The sequence below is a fragment of the Streptomyces sp. BBFR25 genome (assembly GCF_044590125.1).
Taxonomy (GTDB): domain Bacteria; phylum Actinomycetota; class Actinomycetes; order Streptomycetales; family Streptomycetaceae; genus Streptomyces; species Streptomyces canus_D.
The window spans coordinates 2,461,781-2,479,109 of the sequence record NZ_CP172447.1 but is presented as its reverse complement, the minus strand read 5'-3'; the positions used below and the strand labels follow the sequence as shown (position 1 = coordinate 2,479,109).

Below are 17,329 nucleotides of genomic sequence, written 5' to 3'. Positions count from 1 at the left end.
CTCACCCGTCGCCGGGTCCGTCGTCGGCGTCCTGGCCCCGGTCGTCGTCATCGTCGTCATCCGGAGGGCCGTCGGTGACCGGCGGCCGCGTCACCACCTGGTCGCTGGGCGTCGGCTCGGGCGAGGAGGAGGCCGGCTTCGGGGTGGGGGAGCCGCTCTCCAGCTCCACCTTGGCCGGGACCTTCGGCTCCTGCGGGCTGTCGGTCAGGGCGAAACTGGTCGCGGCGATGCCGAGGGGGATCAGGACGACGGCCGCGAGGGCCGCCATGCGGCGGGAGAAGACCATGCCCTGGATTCTGCGCGAGGATTCCGGTGGGCCGGATGAGTAGCGGGTGAAGAACTCTTCATCCGGGTCCCCGGCTCGTCGGTCGTCTGCGGCGCCGTCGTGGCTGGTCGCGCCCACGCGGCGGAGCCGCACATCGATACAGTCCCGCGCCCCTGCGGGGCGTGTCTCAGTTGTCCAGGCCGATCGCGAACGCCGCCTCCAGGTCGTGCTGGGAGTAGGTGCGGAAGGCCACGTGGGTGTCGGTGCCCTCCACGCCCGGGATCTTGCTGATCCGGCCGGGGATGACCTCGGCCAGGTCCTCGTGCCGGCTCACCCGGACCATGGCGATCAGGTCGTAGGTGCCGGTGACGGAGAAGACCTCGCTGACGCTCTCCAGCGCGGCGATCTGCTCCGCGATCTCCGGAATGCGGTCCACGCTGGTCTTGATGAGGACGATCGCGCTGATCACGGCTGGTTCTCTCCCTCGGGCGCCGCCACTGGAACGCCACCAACTCTAGTCGTACGTCCGAACCGCACCCAGGCGAAGGCGAAGCCCAGCCCGAAGCCCACCAGGTGCGCGAGGTACGCCACCCCGGGACCGTCCCCGGCCCGCCCCGCCGCCATCCACTGCAGGGCCGCCCAGAACGGCAGCACGACCCAGGCCGGGAAGCGCAGCGGCAGGAAGAAGAGGAAGGGCAGGAGGCTGGTCACGCGGGCCCGCGGGAAGAGGAACAGGAACGCGCCGAGCACCGCGGAGATCGCCCCGGAGGCGCCGACCAGGGACTCCTGGGAGTGGGCGTTGGCGCCCGCGTAGCCCAGCAGGGCCAGGTAGCCGCAGCCGAGGTAGAACAGGGCGAACTGGAGCCGGCCCATCCGTTCCTCGGTCATCGCGCCGAAGACGTAGAGGAAGAGCATGTTGCCCAGCAGGTGCACCCAGCTGCCGTGGACGAACAGCGCCGTGGCCGGGGTGAGCGCCGACCCGGGGGAGTCCTCGAACAGTTCTGCGGGGATCACGCCCCAGCGCCGGAAATAGGCGCGCTGCGCCGCCAGCAGTTCCTCCCCGGTGCCGTACACCGGGTTCAGGCCCGCCGCCGGGCTGATCAGGAACAGCAGACAGCACAGCGTGATCAGCGTGTACGTCACCGGCGCCGTCCGGCGCCGCGGTGAGCGGGTCCCGACCAGCGCCCCGACCGCGGTGACCGTTCTGCGGACCGCCTTGCTCCAGTTGCGGATCATGGTCACAGAGCATGACGTAACGGGCGCGAGGGCTCATAGCGCCTCGCCGCCGCGGACACGCGGGCGTCGGGCACCCGCCAGGCCTTAGGGTTACGTGCCACACGCCCGGGGGTGCCCGGCGCGTCACCGACACTGGAAGAGAGCGAACAGCCACGATGACGGTTCCCCTGCCGACCGACACGACGCGGTGGCGCTGCACCCTCTGCGGCAACCTCACCCGCTTCGACGTGACCCGGGCCTCGAAGGTCGTCGAGTACGTGCACCTCGATCTGGCCGGTGAGCCGACGGTGGAGGAGCGCGAGGTGCTCAGTGAGACCATCGAGTCGGTGCGGTGCCGCTGGTGCAACGCCGTCGACCAGGTGGAACTCGTGGACAGGCCGGGTGCCGCCTCCTGAGGGGAGCGGCCCCGCACAAGGCGATTCCGGCCCGGGATCGCCCTGAGACATTGGGGTGACGGATGGTGGAGACACACGGCGGGGGGCCGGGCGACGGCGCCGCTGAGGTGCTCGACCGCCCGCTGCCCGACGGCGTGCGCCGCCGGGTCGTGCAGATCGTGTCCGACGGTTTCGGCTCGCTCACCCTCGGCGAGCTGCCCGCGCAGCTCAGGCAGTACGCCAGGTTCGCCCCGAACCGCAGGGCCAAGTTCGCCGGCAACGCCATGGCCGCCGCCGTGGAGACCGACCCGCTCTTCCGCCAGCGCATCGGGGAGAAGTTCCGCGACGCCCAGCCGGAGCTGGCCGATGCCCTGGACGCCGGGTCCGCGCTCCCGGCCGCCGACCCGCTGGACGTGGCCGCCGCGGCCTACGTACTGCGCCCGCACGGCTGGGTGAAGCTGGTCACCGCCGCCGGCGAGGAGGCGCAGCGCGCGGACGCCGAGCGTGCCGACGAGGAGAACCGCGCGGAGCTGGAGCGGCTGCACGAGGAGCTGGCGCGGGCCCGGGAGCACACCAAGGCCGAGACCGAGCGGCTGCGCGCCGAACTGGACACGGCGAAGCGGGAGGCCGAGTCGCTGCACCGCAAGCTGCGCTCCGCCCTCAGCGACGTCAAGCGCGGCGAGGCGGCGCTGCGCAAGGTCCAGGCCGAGCTGGACGCGGTACGGGCCGAGGGGCAGACCCAGGTGTCCGCCGCCGAGAGCGAGGCCCGGCGGCTCAAGGCCCGCCTGGGAGAGGCCGAGGCGGCCCTGGAGGCCACCCGCAAGGCCGCCCGCGAGGGGCGCAGCGTCGAGGACATGCGCGTACGGCTGCTCCTGGACACCCTCCTCGACGCCACTCAGGGGCTGCGCCGCGAGCTGGCGCTGCCCCCGGTGTCCGTGCGGCCCGCCGAGACCGTGGACGCGGTCGAGCCGGGCCGGATGACGCCGAAGGACATCGCCAACCGGGCCCTGTCCGAGAACGACCCGGCGATCCTCGACCAGTTGCTGGCGCTGCCCCAGGCGCACCTGGTCGTCGACGGCTACAACGTCACCAAGACCGGCTATCCGCAGATGCCGCTGGAGAAGCAGCGGCTGCGGCTGCTCGGCCAGCTCTCCCAGCTCGCCGCGCAGACCGGCGCCGAGATGACCTGCGTCTTCGACGGGGCCGAACTCGTGGCGCCGGTGCTGCTCGCGCCGCCGCGCGGGGTGCGGGTGCTGTTCTCCAAGCCCGGGGTCACCGCCGACGAGCTGATCCGCCAGCTGGTGCGGGCCGAGCCGCCGGGCCGGCCGGTCATCGTCGTCTCCACCGACCGCGAGGTCGCCGACGGCGTGGCGCGCGCGGGCGCACGCCCGGTGGCGTCCGCGGTGCTCCTCAAGCGGCTTTCCTAGCCTGCCATCGGCTTCCGGCCACTTCTCGTCACTTCCGTACCAACCGTAACGTAGGCGCTCTATGCCCGAATTGACGGAAGCGTCACGCAACGTAGCGTCAAATGGGTGTCACTGCAGGTGAGTTGTGAGAGAAATCGCGGTGCGTAACCGTGATTTTTCGGCGGAGGATTTGAACTGATCACGAGTGGGTCACTAGGGTCACCCTTCGAACCCTCGAACGGGTGATCCCTCTCAAGAAGGAGCTCGTCTCCGTGGCGTCCCACCGTCGTCCCAAGCAGCCGAGCCGCACGCGCGTGACCGTGCTCACCACCGCTGCCGCCGCCGCTGTCGCTCTCAGCTCCCAGGCCGCCAACGCCGCCCCGAGCGAGAAGCCGAGCAAGGACGAGGTCAAGGCCAAGGTCGACAAGCTCTACGAGGAGGCCGAGCAGGCCACCGAGAAGTACAACGGCGCCAAGGAGAAGCAGGAGAAGCTCCAGAAGGAGATCTCCACCCTCCAGGACAACGTCGCCCGCGGCCAGGAGGAGCTCAACGAGCTGCGCGACGGCCTCGGTTCGATGGCCAGCGCCCAGTACCGCTCCGGCGGCATCGACCCCTCCCTCCAGCTCTTCCTGTCCGCCGACCCGGACAACTACCTGGACAAGGCCTCCACCCTCGACCAGCTCAGCGGTCAGCAGGTCGAGGCGCTGAAGAAGATCCAGACCAAGCAGCGCGACCTCGCCCAGCAGCGCTCCGAGGCGTCCGAGAAGCTCAAGGACCTCTCCGCCACCCGCACCGAACTGGGCAAGAAGAAGAAGCAGGTCCAGGGCAAGCTCTCCTCCGCGCAGAAGCTGCTCAACACCCTCACCGCGCAGGAGAAGGCCGCCCTCCAGCAGGAGGAGCAGCGCTCCAACCGCGCCAGCGAGCGCCAGGTGCTCACCGGCGGGAAGACCACCCCCGCCTCCGGCCGCGCGGGCGCCGCCTTCGCCGCCGCCCAGGGCAAGATAGGCACGCCGTACGTCTACGGCGCCACCGGCCCGTCCTCCTTCGACTGCTCGGGTCTGACCTCCTGGGCGTACGCGCAGGCCGGTGTCGGCATTCCGCGCACCTCCCAGGCGCAGGCCAACTACGGCACGCGCATCTCCTCGATGAGCGACCTCCAGGTCGGCGACCTCGTCTTCTTCTTCAGCGACCTGCACCACGTCGGCCTCTACGCCGGCAACGGCCAGGTGCTGCACGCGCCGCGCACCGGCACGAACGTCCGCTACGAGTCGATGGGCACCATCGGCGGCCCGTTCATGTTCGGCGTCCGGGTCTGACGCCGACGCCCCCCCCGCGCCACCCGAAGTCACCCCCGCCGTGCCGCCCGTTCGGGCGAATCACGTCCGGGCCCTGTGACCCCCCGCCCCGCCGGTGACCTGCGTCAGCGGCGGGGCGCCGTGTTGCGCGGCCCCTCGGGTCGTTGGCCGGTGCCCCGCCGCGGGGTTACTGTCTGCCGCGTTTCCCTGTCCGCCAGCGGAAGGAGTGCGGCTTCCCGTGGGGTCCCATCGCCGCCTTGCACCATCCGGGTTCGACCGCGGCTCCACCGCCGCCGTCGGCTTGCTCTCCGTGGCCGCCGCACTCCTGGGCGCCGTACCGGCCGCGGCCGCTCCGCACGACGACCGGCGGGCGGAGGTGGACCGCCTCCACACCGAGGCGGAGCGGGCGACCGAGGCCTACAACAAGGCCGACGCCCGCACCGACGCGCTGCGCGAGGAGGTCACGACCGCGCAGGAGTCCATCGCCCGGCAGCAGCAGCGCGTCAACACCATGCGGGACGCGCTCGGTTCGCTGGCCGGTGCCCAGTACCGCTCGGGCGGCATCGACCCGTCGCTGGCGCTGCTGCTCTCCGCCGAACCGGACGACTACCTCGACCGGGCCTCCGTGCTCGACCGGATCACCACCCGCCAGGCGGGAGAGCTGAGGCAGCTCCAGCAGGCGATGCGGGACCTCGCCCAGGACCGGGCCGAGGCGGCCCGCAAGCTCACCGAGCTGGAGAAGGGCCGCAAGGCCGTCGCCGCCCACAAGAAGACCGTGGAGCGCAAGCTGGCCAAGGCCCGCGCGCTGCTCGCCGCCCTGCCGGACGACGAGCGCGCCGCCTACGGGCGCGGGTCCCGCTCGGGGCGCGAGGACCTCACCGCCCTCGCCGGTGCCGCCGCCCCCGCCTCCGGCCGGGCCGGTGCCGCCTTCGCCGCCGCCCGCTCCGCCCTCGGCAAGCCCTACGTCTGGGGCGCCAACGGCCCCTCCGGCTTCGACTGCTCGGGCCTGACCCAGTGGGCCTACGCACAGGCCGGGGTCGGCATTCCGCGCACCTCGCAGGCGCAGTCCGGCGCCGGACAGCGGGTGTCCCTGGCCGAGGCACGCCCCGGCGACCTGGTCGCCTACCGCGACGACGCCAGCCACATCGGCATGTACGCGGGCAACGGCCAGGTGATCCACGCGCCCTACCCCGGCGCACCCGTGCGCTACGACCCGGTCGGCATGATGCCGATCTCCTCGATCACCCGGGTGTGACCGCGCGCTCGCCTCGTCCGGTGCCTTCGGTGGTCACTCGCCCGTACGATCGGGCGGGTGGCTGGTCGAAGGCGGGTGTCGGGTTCCTCGGTGGTGGCGCTGTGCCTGCTGCTCGTCGCGCTGGTGGCCTGCGGCGGCCGGACCGCGGCCGACCCCGCCCGGGCCGACGTCCAGCGGGTCCTGGACCGGCGCGCGGCGGCCGTCCTCGCCCACGACGCCGCCGCCTACGCGCGCACCGGCACCGGTACGGGCTTCGAGCAGCTGAGCGCGCTCCCGCTGGCCGCCTGGTCCTACCGGGTGCGGGACGTGGAGCGCACCGGCGACACCGCCACCGCCGACGTCGAGCTGCGCTACCGCGTCGACGGCTACGACCGGGGCCCCGTCACCGCGGGCCGCACCGTGCGGCTGAGCCGGGACGGCACGGGCGGGACGTGGGCCGTCGACTCCGACCGCCCCGCCAAGGAGTCGGGGCAGCAGCCCTGGGACCAGGGCGCGGTCGAGGTGGTCCGCGGCACGCACAGCCTCGTCCTCGGCGTCGGGCAGTCCACCGCGATGCTGCGCCGCTTCGCCGACCTGGCCGACCGGGCGGTGCCCGCCGTCGCGGACGCCTGGGACGGCGACTGGTCCCGCCGGGTGGTCGTGGTCGTCCCCCGGTCGGTGGAGGGCATGGCGGGCCTGCTCGGGTCCCCGGCCTCGTCCTACCGGGGCATCGCCGCGGTCACCACCGGGGAGACGGGCGGCCGGGAACACGCCCCCGCGGACCGGATCATCGTCAACCCCGACGCGTACGGGCTGCTCGGCAGCCTCGGCAAGCAGGTCGTGCTCACCCACGAGACGACCCACGTCGCCACCCGCGCCGACACCACCTCGGCCACCCCGCTGTGGCTCTCCGAGGGCTACGCCGACTGGGTCGGCTACCGCGACACCGGCCGGACCGCCGCGCAGGCCGCCCCCGAACTGGCCGAGGCGGTCGCCGGGGACCGGGTGCCCGCGCGGCTGCCGACGGACGAGGACTTCGGCTTCACCGCCGAGGCGGAGGAACTGGCCCGGGCGTACGAGGGCGGCTGGCTGGCCTGCCGGATGATCGCCGAGCAGTGGGGCGAGGACCGGCTGGACGCGTTCTACCGCGCCGTGGGCGCCCACGACGAGCGCACCGGCGCGGTCCAGGACGCCCTGCACAAGGTGCTCGGCACGACACCGGAGGAGTTCACGGCCCGCTGGCAGGACTACCTGCGAACCCGGTTCGCCTGAGCCCCAGGGACGGCCAGGGGGCTTCATGACGCCCCGGGCAGGAGCGCCCGCGGGCGTGGTCGGGCGAGCGGTGTGGGGTCTGCGGGCGGGCGAGGGGCGTGTGCTGTCGGTACCGTGTCGCGTCCGCGGGAGTCGGAGGGGTGGGGCTCGGGCACGGTGCCGGGGGCTTCGTGGCGTGCCCCAGGGGCGGGAGCGCCCGCGGGCGTGGTTTGGGTGAGCCGGGCGGGCTCTGTGGGCGGGCCGGGGCCGGGTGTGCGTTCCGCCGTACTGTGACGCGTCGGCGGGCGACGGGGCTCGGGTGCGGTGTCGGAGGGGGTCAGGGCGTGCCGGCGGGGGTGTCCGCGGGCGCTGGGGCTCGGCCCGGGTTCCCGGGGGTGCCGTGCGGGGTCGGGGCGCCGTGCCGCACCGGGCTGCGCCACAGGGCGTGGGCGCCCAGGAGGGTGGCGGTCACCAGGAGGCCGTTGCGGACGAACAGGAGGGTGATGCCGAGGGGGGTGCTCGCCACGACGTCCGCGAACAGGAGCGGGAACTCCAGCAGCGTCAGCGGGGTCGCCGCCAGCACCAGGCCGACCGGCACCCGCATCCGGCTCGCCCGGAAGCAGCGGCAGACCGCGCCGAGGCCCACCAGCCACACCAGGTACTGCGGGCTGATCACCCGGCTGGTCACCGTGAACATCAGCACCGCCACGAAGGCGGCGTCCGCCGCCGTGTGCGCCGCGAACCGCGGGACCGTCGGCCGCGAGGCCCGCAGCCGCCACAGCAGCAGCCAGCCGAACGCCGCCGCGCTCAGCCCCAGCGCGACCGTGCCCACCGTGTCCACGTGCGGGCCCAGGAACTCCATCGAGCCGTAGTTCAGCAGCACCCCGCCCTCCCAGCCGAAGTGCCGGGCGACGTGGAAGACCAGCGAACCCAGCGACTCCACCTCGACCCCGCGCTCGCGCTGGAACGTCAGGAACGCGAACGCCCCGGGCATCGACACGGCGAACAGCGCGGCCAGCACGGCCCCGCTCACCGCGGCGGCGATCCACGGCGCCCGCCCCCGCATCCCGACCAGCACCAGCGCCGGCCACACCTTCAGCAGCGCCCCGAGGGCCGCCAGGGCCCCCGCCAGCCGCGGATGCCGCCCGGCGGTGAGCAGCGCGGCCACCGCGACCGCCGTGACCATCACGTCGTAGCGGGCGTACACCGTCGGCCCGAGCAGCGGCACGCCCGCCACCCACACCCACGCCCCGCGCGGCGACCGCCCCGCCCCCCGGCCCGCGTGCCACAGCAGCGCGAGGACCGCGGCGTCCGTGACACACGCGAGGACGAAGAAGGCCGTCGCGTACTCCAGGAAGGGCAGCAGGGCGGGGGAGAGGACCGCGAGGGCCGCCGCCGGCGGGTACTGCCAGGTGACGTCCGACAGCGGAAACGTTCCGGTGCGCAGCACGTCGGCCCAGTCCCGGTAGATGACGGACACGTCGCTGGTGACGTCCGGACCGGGGAAGACCAGCACCTTCAGCACGAACAGCAGCAGCACCAGCCGCGTGGCGCCCCAGGCCGTCAGCAACCACACCGGTGACCGCCCCGCGTCCCTCGTCTCCACGTGCTACCTGCCCGTCCGTGCCCCGCACCTGCTCGTCCGCCGGTGCGGCCATGATGACCCGGACCCCTGTGGGCGTGCCACAGGAGACGGCCGGGACCGGCACCCGGAGGCCGGTTCGGTAGGGTCGGCGGCGTGCGCAAGACCTTGATCGTGACGAACGACTTCCCGCCCCGCCCGGGCGGCATCCAGGCCTTCCTGCACAACATGGCGCTACGGCTGGACCCCGAGCGGCTGGTCGTCTACGCGTCCACCTGGAAGCGCGGCCGCGAGGGCACCGAGGCCACCGCCGCCTTCGACGCCGAGCAGCCCTTCACGGTCGTACGGGACCGCACCACGATGCTGCTGCCGACGCCGGGCGCGACCCGGCGGGCCGTCGGGCTGCTGCGCGAGCACGGGTGCACGTCGGTGTGGTTCGGGGCGGCGGCGCCCCTCGGCCTGATGGCGCCGGCGCTGCGGAAGGCGGGCGCCGAGCGCCTCGTCGCCACCACCCACGGCCACGAGGCGGGCTGGGCCCAGCTGCCCGCCGCCCGGCAACTGCTGCGCCGGATCGGGGAGTCCACGGACACGATCACCTACCTCGGCGAGTACACGCGCTCCCGCATCGCGGGCGCGCTCACGCCCGAGGCGGCCGCGCGGATGGTGCAACTGCCGCCCGGCGTCGACGAGAAGACCTTCCACCCGGCCAGCGGCGGCGACGAGGTACGCGCCCGGCTCGGCCTGACCGAGCGCCCCGTCGTCGTCTGCGTGTCCCGCCTGGTCCCGCGCAAGGGCCAGGACACCCTCATCCGGGCGATGCCGCGCATCCTCGCCGCCGAGCCGGACGCCGTCCTGCTGATCGTCGGCGGCGGCCCCTACGAGAAGGACCTGCGCCGCCTCGCCGAGGAGACCGGCGTCGCCGCCTCCGTCCACTTCACCGGCGCCGTGCCCTGGTCCGAGCTGCCCGCGCACTACGGCGCCGGGGACGTCTTCGCCATGCCCTGCCGCACCCGCCGGGGCGGCCTCGACGTGGAGGGCCTCGGCATCGTCTACCTGGAGGCCTCCGCGACCGGCCTGCCCGTCGTCGCCGGCGACTCGGGCGGCGCCCCCGACGCCGTACTCGACGGCGAGACCGGCTGGGTGGTCCGCGGCGCCGACCCGAACGAGTCCGCCGACCGCATCACCACCCTCCTCGCCGACCCGGAACTCCGCCGCAGGATGGGCGAACGGGGCAGGGCGTGGGTGGAGGAGAAGTGGCGCTGGGACCTGCTGGCGGAGCACTTGAAGGCGTTGTTGTAACCCGGGGCGCCTTCGACAGCAGGGGGAGCCCGAGTTGCCCAGGGGCGCGGGGAACTGCGCGAGAAACCACGACGAACCCGCACCCGCCCACGGCGACAAGGGGGCACCCCATGAGGCGCCCCCTCCCCACTACTTGGCGTAAATCGCCTCGATCTCGTCCGCGTAGTCCTTGGCGACAACATTCCGCTTCAGCTTCAACGACGGAGTCAAATGCCCCGAGTCCTCGGTGAACTGCGCCCCCAGCACCCGGAACCTCCGCACCGACTCCGCCTTGGACACCGCCGCGTTCCCGTCGTCGATCGCGTCCTGGATCGCCGCGAGCAGCTCCGGGTCCTCCCGCAGCGACACCGCGCTCGACCCGGCCGGCTTCCCGTGCTCCGCGCACCAGCGGCCCAGGAACTCCTCGTCCAGGGTGACCAGCGCGCCCACGAAGGGCCGCCCGTCGCCGACCACCATGCACTCCGCGACCAGCGCGTGCGCGCGGATACGGTCCTCTATGACGGCCGGGGCGACGTTCTTGCCGCCGGCCGTGACGATGATCTCCTTCTTGCGGCCGGTGATCCGCAGATAGCCGTCCTCGTCGAGGGTGCCGATGTCGCCGGTGTGGAACCAGCCGTCGGCCAGCGCCTCCGCGGTCGCGCCCGGGTTGTTCCAGTACTCCTTGAACAGGTGCTCGCCGTGCAGCAGCACCTCGCCGTCGTCCGCGATGCGCACCACCGAGCCGGGCAGCGGCTGGCCGACCGTGCCGATCTTCTGCCGGTCCCACGGGTTGAAGGCGGTGGCCGCGCAGGACTCGGTCAGGCCGTAGCCCTCCAGGACCGTGAAGCCGATGCCGCGGAAGAAGTGACCGAGCCGCTCGCCGAGCGGGGCGCCGCCGGAGATGGCGTACTCGCCGCGCCCGCCGAGGACCGTACGGAGCTTGCTGTAGACGAGCTTGTCGAAGACCTTGTGCTTGAGCCTCAGGCCGACGGACGGGCCGGACGGCGTGTCCAGGGCCTTGCTGTACGCGATCGCCGTGTCCGCGGCCTTGTCGAAGATCTTGCCCTTGCCGTCGGCCTGCGCCTTGGCGCGCGCCGAGTTGTACACCTTCTCGAAGACGCGCGGCACACCGAGGATCAGCGTGGGCCGGAAGGCGGCCAGTTCGTCGGTGAGGTTCTTGATGTCGGGGACGTTGCCCAGCTTGATCGGCGCGATCATCGGCGCGACCTGGACCAGCCGTCCGAAGACGTGGGCGAGCGGCAGGAAGAGGAGGACCGAGCACTCACCAGTGCGGAAGAGCGGGCGCAGCCGCTCGACGACGTTCCCGCACTCCGCGAAGAAGCTGCGGTGGGTCAGGACGCAGCCCTTGGGGCGGCCCGTGGTGCCGGAGGTGTACACGATGGTCGCGGGGTCGTCGGCCTTCGCGATCGAGCCGCGCTCCTCGACGGTCCGGTCCGTGACGTCCTGGCCCAGGCGCCCCAGCTCCTCGACGGCGCCCGCGTCGATCTGCCAGACGTTCTTGAGGGCGGGCAGCTGATCGCGCACCGACTCGACGGCCGCCGCGTGCCCGGCCGACTCCACGACACACGCCGTGGCACCCGAGTCGCTGAGGATCCACTGCACCTGCTCAGGCGAGCTGGTCTCGTACACCGGCACGGTGATCGCGCCCGCGCTCCAGATCGCGAAGTCCAGCAGGGTCCACTCGTAGCGCGTGCGGGACATCAGGCCGACCCGGTCGCCCGGCTGGACACCGGAGGCGATGAGGCCCTTGGCGGCGGAGTGCACCTCGGCGAGGAAGGCGCGCGCGGTCACGTCCTGCCAGGCGCCCGACACCTTGCGGGCGATGACGGCGACGTCCGGATGCTGCGCGGCGTTTCTGCGGACGATGTCGGTCAGGTTTCCGTCCGCGGGGACCTCGTACAAGGCCGGAAGGCTGAACTCGCGCAAGACTGCTGCTCCTCATAGGGCGCCGGCGCCACGACGTTGTGTGATGCGACGGTGCGGTCCAAGGCTCGGGCTGTGGCTCCGGAGGACTCATGCGGGATTCACATGTTGAAATCCAGAGCACGACTGGACTGCCCGGACGTTACCCGCCGGTATGCGTTCTCCGACAGGGGGTCCCCGGGAGATGTTCGCTGCGTCACACGGATGGGGTTTGCTTTGCGCACAGTAGTCGACGGATCAACGGACCAGCCAGTAACCGCAGGTCCGACCGCCACTGTTCACATCACGCGCGCGCTGCTTACGCTTGATCGCCATGGCACCCACACCGCCCCGTAACACGAGCACGCGCGTCCACGTGGTCAGCGACGTCCATGGCAACGCCCGCGACCTGGCCAGGGCCGGCGAGGGCGCCGACGCCCTGATCTGCCTCGGGGACCTGGTCCTCTTCCTCGACTACGCCGACCATTCGCGCGGCATCTTCCCCGACCTGTTCGGCGTCGCGAACGCCGACCGCATCGTCGAGCTGCGCACCGCCCGCCGCTACGACGAGGCCCGGGACTTCGGCAGGCGGCTGTGGGCGGAGCTGGGCGGTGACCCGCGTGAGCTGACGGAACAGGCGGTGCGCAAGCAGTACGCCGAACTGTTCGCCGCGTTCCCCACCCCGACGTACGCCACCTACGGCAACGTCGACGTGCCCCCGCTGTGGCCCGAGTACGCCCGCCCCGGCACCACCGTGCTCGACGGGGAGCGGGTGGAGATCGGCGGCCGCGTCTTCGGCTTCGTCGGCGGCGGGCTGCGCACCCCGATGCGCACGCCGTACGAGATCAGCGACGAGGAGTACGCCGCGAAGATCGAGGCGGTCGGCGAGGTGGACGTGCTGTGCACCCACATCCCGCCCCAGGTGCCGGAACTGGTCTACGACACGGTGGCCCGGCGCTTCGAGCGGGGCAGCCGCGCGCTGCTGGACGCGATCCGCCGCACCCGCCCCCGCTACGCCCTGTTCGGGCACGTCCACCAGCCGCTGGCCCGGCGGATGCGCGTCGGCGCGACCGAATGCGTGAACGTCGGCCACTTCGCGTCGACGGGACGGCCCTGGGCGCTGGAGTGGTGACCGGGCGCGGCCCGGCCGCGCAGGTGGGTGGTGGCCTGCGTCCTGCCCGTGCGCGATAGCCTGCACGCGGTACACACGTGCGCGCGACGGGCGCACGGCGACCCCCAGTAGCGGCGCGCATCCCAAGGAGCCACGGCGATGGCGGAACACACCAGCTCGAGCATCACCATCGAGGCGGCACCGGCCGACGTCATGGCGGTGATCGCCGACTTCGCCCGCTACCCGGACTGGACCGGCGAGGTGAAGGAGGCCCAGGTCCTCGCGACCGACGCCGAGGGGCGCGCCGAGCAGGTCCGGCTCGTCATGGACGCCGGGGCGATCAAGGACGACCAGACGCTGGCCTACACCTGGACCGGCGCGCACGAGGTCTCCTGGACGCTGGTCAAGTCCCAGATGCTGCGCTCCCTCGACGGCACCTACCTCCTCCGCCCGGCGGGCACGGGCACCGAGGTCACCTACCGGCTCACGGTGGACGTCAAGATCCCGATGCTCGGCATGATCAAGCGCAAGGCGGAGAAGGTCATCACCGACCGCGCGCTGGCGGGCCTGAAGAAGCGGGTGGAGTCGGGCAAGTAACCGGCCCGCGCCGGTCCGCGGCCCCACCCGGCGCCCCCGACGCACCGGTAGCGTTCACCCCCATGCGCACCCTCCTGATCACGGGCCCCGGCGGCTCCGGCCGTACCACCGTCGCCGCCGCCACCGCGCTCGCCGCCGCCCGGCAGGGCACCCGCACCCTCCTCCTCGGCACCGACCGCGACGACACCCTCGGCGCCGCGCTCGGCCTGCGCACCGGCCCGGCGCCGACCACCGTCGAACCCGGCCTCACCGTCTGGCGCCCCGACGCCGCCCAGGGCTTCCGCGACGGCCTGGCCGCCCTCCAAGACCGCGCCGCCGCCGCGCTCGACCTCCTCGGCGCCTCCCGCCTCGACCCCGAGGACCTCACCCCGCTGCCCGGCGCCGAGGACCTCGCCCTGCTGCGCGCCCTGCGCGAGGCCGCCCTCGCCGAGGCCCACGACCTCCTCGTCGTCGACCTCCCGCCCGGGCCCCGCGCGCTCGCCCTGCTCGCCGCGCCGGAGGAACTGCGCCGCTGTCTGCGCCGCCTGCTCCCGCCCGAGCGGCAGGCCGCCCGCGCCCTGCGCCCCGTCCTCGGCCGGCTCGCGGGCGTCCCCATGCCGGCCGGGGCGCTGTACGAGGCCGCCGCCCGCTGGGACTTGGAACTCGCCGCCACCGAGGCCGTACTGGCCGACCGCAACACCGTCGTACGGCTGGTCGCCGAACCCGGACCGGCCGGAGCCGACGCCGTCCGCACCACCGCCCTCGGCCTCGCCCTGCGCGGCCTGCGCACCGACCTCCTGATCGCCAGCCGCGTCCTGCCCGAGGACACCCCGGCGGACAGCTGGCTCAGCGGCCCCCTCGCCCAGCAGCGCAAGACCCTGGACGACTGGCGGGGGTCGTACGACGTCCGCGCCGTCGCCCACCTCGGCCGCGACCCGCGCGGCACGGACGACCTCGCGGCCCTCGACGTGCCGGGCGTCAACCCGGACGCCTCCCCGGTCGAGTGGCCCGTCACCGACCGGCTGGCCGAGGACGGCGTGCTGGTCTGGCACATCCCGCTGCCCGGAGCCGTACGCGAGGAACTCGACCTGATGCGCCGCGGTGACGAACTCGCCGTCGCCGCCGGGCCCTTCCGCCGCACCGTCCCGCTGCCCTCCGCGCTGCGCCGCTGCACCGTCGACGGGGCCGCGCTGCGGGACGGCACGCTCGCCGTCCGGTTCGCGCCGGACCCGGAACTGTGGCCGCGGGGACGCTGACCCGACGGGACCCGCCTGAGCACCGGCCCGTTCGGGTAACGTCGTAAGGACGAACCGTAGTCAGGAGTCCGTCATGAGCGAAGAGCTCCCCCCGTCCGAGGCCCCCCGCCCCGACGAGGCCGACGCGGTCGACGAGACCCGAGCGACCGACGCCGACGCCTGGGCCACGGCGTGTGCCGAGGACCTGGAGGCCGAGAAGGCCCGCCGCCGTGCCGAGTACGGGCCGCAGCCCGGCTCCGCCGCCGAGGAGCTGCGCCGGCTCGTCGACACCGTCGCGGACAAGCTGTCCGGTCTCCAGTCCCCGCTGCTCGGCCAGGTCGCCGGACCCGCCGCCCAGCAGGTGGTCCGGCAGGTCGTGCAGCAGGCGAAGGCCGCCGTCGAACCGGTCATCGAACGCAACCCGGACGTGTTCGACCACCTCGCCGCCGCCGGTGGTGAACTCCTCGCCGCCTACCGCTCCGCCGTCCAGAACCAGGAACGCCGCTGGACCACCGGCGACCCCGCGACCAAGGACCCACGCGACCCCCGTGACCTGGGCGAACAGGGCGACGACGGCCGTGACGAGGGCGACGAGGGCACCGGCCCGGGACAGCGCATCGACCTGGACTGAGCCCTGCCTCGGGTACGGTTGCCCTTAGCGGGGCTCGACCGAACTGAGGGATTCATGGGACTCACCATCGGCGTCGACATCGGCGGCACGAAGATCGCGGCCGGCGTGGTCGACGAGGAAGGCAACATCCTCTCGACCCACAAGGTGCCGACCCCCTCCACACCCGAGGCCATCGTGGACGCCATCGCCTCCGCGGTGGAGGGCGCGCGCGTGGGACACGAGATCGTCGGCGTCGGCATCGGTGCCGCCGGATACGTCAACCGCCAGCGCTCCACGGTCTACTTCGCGCCCAACATCGACTGGCGCCAGGAGCCGCTCAAGGAGAAGGTCGAGGCCCGCGTCGGCCTCCCGGTCGTCGTGGAGAACGACGCCAACGCCGCGGCCTGGGGCGAGTACAAGTTCGGCGGCGGCAAGGGCCACCGCAACGTCATCTGCATCACCCTGGGCACCGGCCTCGGCGGCGGCATCATCATCGGCAACAAGCTGCGCCGCGGTCACTTCGGCGTGGCCGCCGAGTTCGGCCACATCCGCATGGTGCCGGACGGCCTGCTGTGCGGCTGCGGTTCACAGGGCTGCTGGGAGCAGTACGCGTCGGGCCGGGCACTGGTGCGGTACGCCAAGCAGCGCGCCAACGCCACCCCCGAGCGCGCCGAGGTGCTGCTCGCGCTCGGCGACGGCACCCCCGACGGCATCGAGGGCAAGCACATCTCGGTCGCCGCCCGCCAGGGCTGCCCCGTCGCCGTCGACTCCTACCGGGAGCTGGCCCGCTGGGCCGGTGCCGGTCTCGCCGACCTGGCCTCGCTCTTCGACCCGTCCGCCTTCATCGTCGGCGGCGGCCTCTCGGACGAGGGCGACCTGGTCCTCGACCCGATCCGCAAGTCCTACAAGCGCTGGCTGGTCGGCGGCAACTGGCGCCCGGTCGCCGACGTGGTCGCCGCCCAGCTCGGCAACAAGGCGGGCCTGGTCGGCGCGGCCGACCTGGCCCGGGAGCCCGACCCGATCATGTAAACGCCGGTCACTGCGAGCGCCCAAGGGGCGCGGGGCGGAGTCCATGTGGGGCTCCGCCCCGTGGGCGCGACAAGCCACGACGGACCGGCAGTCGCCCACGAACCCCGCGCCCCGAGCTCGTAGGCGTACATTGATCAACATGGAGCAGCTCCCCAACTCCCGGACAGAACCCGACGGTTCCGCAGTCATCCGCGTCCTGAGCTACAACATCCGCTCGCTGCGCGACGACACCGACGCCCTCGCCCGCGTCATCAAGGCCTGCGCACCCGACCTCGTCCTCCTCCAGGAGGCCCCCCGCTTCTTCCGCTGGCGCAAGAAGCTCACCCGCCTGGCCCGCGCCGCGGACCTGGTGCTGCTCTCCGGCGGCGGCACCGCCGCAGGCCCCGCGCTGCTCTGCTCCCTGCGGGCCACCGTGGAGCGCACCGAGGACGTGCTGCTCCCGCTCACCCCCGGCCGGCACCGCCGGGGCCTGGCCACCGCCGTGGTCCGGATCGGCGGGGCCCGTCTCGGCGTGCTCAGCACCCACCTGTCCCTGGACGCGGACGAGCGCCACGAGCAGGCCGGACTGCTCCTCGACCGGCTGGCCGCCCTCGGGGTGACCCACGCCGTGGCGGGCGGGGACCTGAACGAGCGCCCCGGCGGCCGCACCTTCCGGCGGCTCGGGGACGGGCTGCGCGACTGCTGGACCGCGGCGCCCTGGGGCGGCGAGTACACCTTCCCGGCCGCCGCCCCGGACCGCCGTATCGACGCCGTCTTCGTCACCGAGGGCGTCGAGGTGCTGGGCTGCGGGGTGCCGTCCGGGATGCCCGAGGTGGCCGAGGACGACCTGAGGGCGGCCACGGACCATCTCCCGGTCCTGACCGCCCTCCGCGTACCCGCGACCGCCTGACCCCGAGGCCCGGGGTCCGAAGCCCGGTCGGGCGT

General features: G+C 73.4%; 17 protein-coding genes. 12 read left to right on the top strand and 5 right to left on the bottom strand.

Annotated elements, in window-relative coordinates; translation table 11 throughout:
- Position 1: 1 nt before the first annotated feature.
- From ACGH52_RS11250 to ACGH52_RS11240, 3 genes are all read right to left on the bottom strand, one after another.
- Complete coding sequence (locus ACGH52_RS11250; RefSeq protein WP_059299017.1) at positions 2-286, bottom strand: hypothetical protein; 285 nt, start codon at positions 284-286, stop codon at positions 2-4.
- A 166-nt stretch (positions 287-452) separates the two neighbouring features.
- Complete coding sequence (locus ACGH52_RS11245) at positions 453-734, bottom strand: Lrp/AsnC family transcriptional regulator (protein ID WP_031035777.1); 282 nt, start codon at positions 732-734, stop codon at positions 453-455.
- Positions 731-1,501 (bottom strand): rhomboid family intramembrane serine protease, encoded by a 771-nt coding sequence (locus ACGH52_RS11240; protein ID WP_059299018.1) that lies wholly within the window; start codon positions 1,499-1,501, stop codon positions 731-733. Before ACGH52_RS11240 ends, ACGH52_RS11245 begins: the two co-directional genes overlap by 4 nt.
- A 155-nt stretch (positions 1,502-1,656) precedes the next feature.
- On the opposite strand from ACGH52_RS11240, the gene ACGH52_RS11235 reads away from it, so the two are divergent.
- From ACGH52_RS11235 to ACGH52_RS11215, 5 genes are all read left to right on the top strand, one after another.
- On the top strand, positions 1,657-1,896 hold the full coding sequence (locus ACGH52_RS11235) for a hypothetical protein (protein ID WP_052841425.1): 240 nt from the start codon (positions 1,657-1,659) through the stop codon (positions 1,894-1,896).
- Positions 1,897-1,958: 62 nt separating this feature from the next.
- Positions 1,959-3,302 carry an NYN domain-containing protein gene (locus ACGH52_RS11230; protein WP_076973945.1) on the top strand — a complete coding sequence of 448 codons (1,344 nt, stop codon included), beginning with the start codon at positions 1,959-1,961 and terminating at the stop codon, positions 3,300-3,302.
- A gap of 251 nt (positions 3,303-3,553) precedes the next feature.
- Entirely contained in the window at positions 3,554-4,597 is a 1,044-nt protein-coding gene (locus tag ACGH52_RS11225; RefSeq protein ID WP_059299161.1) for a C40 family peptidase, read from the top strand.
- A gap of 217 nt (positions 4,598-4,814) precedes the next feature.
- Positions 4,815-5,831, top strand: coding sequence for a C40 family peptidase (locus ACGH52_RS11220; protein WP_059299020.1), 1,017 nt, complete (start codon positions 4,815-4,817; stop codon positions 5,829-5,831).
- A gap of 57 nt (positions 5,832-5,888) precedes the next feature.
- Positions 5,889-7,082, top strand: coding sequence for a hypothetical protein (locus tag ACGH52_RS11215; protein WP_399938816.1), 1,194 nt, complete (start codon positions 5,889-5,891; stop codon positions 7,080-7,082).
- A gap of 316 nt (positions 7,083-7,398) precedes the next feature.
- On the opposite strand, the gene ACGH52_RS11210 is transcribed toward ACGH52_RS11215, so the two are convergent.
- Positions 7,399-8,667, bottom strand: coding sequence for a glycosyltransferase family 87 protein (locus ACGH52_RS11210; protein ID WP_210977168.1), 1,269 nt, complete (start codon positions 8,665-8,667; stop codon positions 7,399-7,401).
- A 132-nt stretch (positions 8,668-8,799) separates the two neighbouring features.
- Here ACGH52_RS11210 and ACGH52_RS11205 point away from each other — a divergent pair, with 132 nt between their 5' ends.
- Positions 8,800-9,942 carry a glycosyltransferase family 4 protein gene (locus tag ACGH52_RS11205; protein ID WP_358742797.1) on the top strand — a complete coding sequence of 381 codons (1,143 nt, stop codon included), beginning with the start codon at positions 8,800-8,802 and terminating at the stop codon, positions 9,940-9,942.
- A gap of 129 nt (positions 9,943-10,071) precedes the next feature.
- Here ACGH52_RS11205 and ACGH52_RS11200 read toward each other — a convergent pair whose 3' ends face one another.
- On the bottom strand, positions 10,072-11,868 hold the full coding sequence (locus tag ACGH52_RS11200; RefSeq protein WP_076973941.1) for a long-chain fatty acid--CoA ligase: 1,797 nt from the start codon (positions 11,866-11,868) through the stop codon (positions 10,072-10,074).
- 352 nt (positions 11,869-12,220) lie between these two features.
- Between ACGH52_RS11200 and ACGH52_RS11195 the strand changes: the two genes are divergently transcribed.
- The 6 genes from ACGH52_RS11195 to ACGH52_RS11170 all read left to right on the top strand — a co-directional run bounded on the left by ACGH52_RS11195 (position 12,221) and on the right by ACGH52_RS11170 (position 17,294).
- Complete coding sequence (locus ACGH52_RS11195; protein WP_171987126.1) at positions 12,221-12,976, top strand: metallophosphoesterase; 756 nt, start codon at positions 12,221-12,223, stop codon at positions 12,974-12,976.
- Between the two features lie 138 nt (positions 12,977-13,114).
- Positions 13,115-13,552: an SRPBCC family protein gene (locus ACGH52_RS11190; RefSeq protein WP_059299026.1), complete on the top strand. Its 438-nt coding sequence runs from the start codon at positions 13,115-13,117 to the stop codon at positions 13,550-13,552.
- 62 nt (positions 13,553-13,614) lie between these two features.
- Positions 13,615-14,787 (top strand): ArsA family ATPase, encoded by a 1,173-nt coding sequence (locus tag ACGH52_RS11185; protein WP_399938813.1) that lies wholly within the window; start codon positions 13,615-13,617, stop codon positions 14,785-14,787.
- A 73-nt stretch (positions 14,788-14,860) separates the two neighbouring features.
- The gene (locus ACGH52_RS11180; RefSeq protein ID WP_399938811.1) at positions 14,861-15,397 is read left to right on the top strand and encodes a DUF5304 domain-containing protein; all 537 of its coding nucleotides are present in this window, start codon (positions 14,861-14,863) and stop codon (positions 15,395-15,397) included.
- Positions 15,398-15,451: 54 nt separating this feature from the next.
- Complete coding sequence (locus ACGH52_RS11175) at positions 15,452-16,405, top strand: ROK family glucokinase (protein WP_059299029.1); 954 nt, start codon at positions 15,452-15,454, stop codon at positions 16,403-16,405.
- Between the two features lie 139 nt (positions 16,406-16,544).
- Positions 16,545-17,294, top strand: a complete 750-nt coding sequence (locus tag ACGH52_RS11170) for an endonuclease/exonuclease/phosphatase family protein (RefSeq protein WP_121703886.1) — start codon at positions 16,545-16,547, stop codon at positions 17,292-17,294.
- Positions 17,295-17,329 lie beyond the last annotated feature (35 nt).

Bases quoted from the DNA above. Each gene is read 5' to 3' on its own strand.
- ACGH52_RS11250 (WP_059299017.1), bottom strand. From the start codon at position 286: ATGGTCTTCTCCCGCCGCATGGCGGCCCTCGCGGCCGTCGTCCTGATC.
- ACGH52_RS11240 (WP_059299018.1), bottom strand. From the start codon at position 1,501: ATGATCCGCAACTGGAGCAAGGCGGTCCGCAGAACGGTCACCGCGGTC.
- ACGH52_RS11235 (WP_052841425.1), top strand. From the start codon at position 1,657: ATGACGGTTCCCCTGCCGACCGACACGACGCGGTGGCGCTGCACCCTC.
- ACGH52_RS11230 (WP_076973945.1), top strand. From the start codon at position 1,959: ATGGTGGAGACACACGGCGGGGGGCCGGGCGACGGCGCCGCTGAGGTG.
- ACGH52_RS11190 (WP_059299026.1), top strand. From the start codon at position 13,115: ATGGCGGAACACACCAGCTCGAGCATCACCATCGAGGCGGCACCGGCC.
- ACGH52_RS11185 (WP_399938813.1), top strand. From the start codon at position 13,615: ATGCGCACCCTCCTGATCACGGGCCCCGGCGGCTCCGGCCGTACCACC.
- ACGH52_RS11180 (WP_399938811.1), top strand. From the start codon at position 14,861: ATGAGCGAAGAGCTCCCCCCGTCCGAGGCCCCCCGCCCCGACGAGGCC.
- ACGH52_RS11175 (WP_059299029.1), top strand. From the start codon at position 15,452: ATGGGACTCACCATCGGCGTCGACATCGGCGGCACGAAGATCGCGGCC.
- ACGH52_RS11170 (WP_121703886.1), top strand. From the start codon at position 16,545: ATGGAGCAGCTCCCCAACTCCCGGACAGAACCCGACGGTTCCGCAGTC.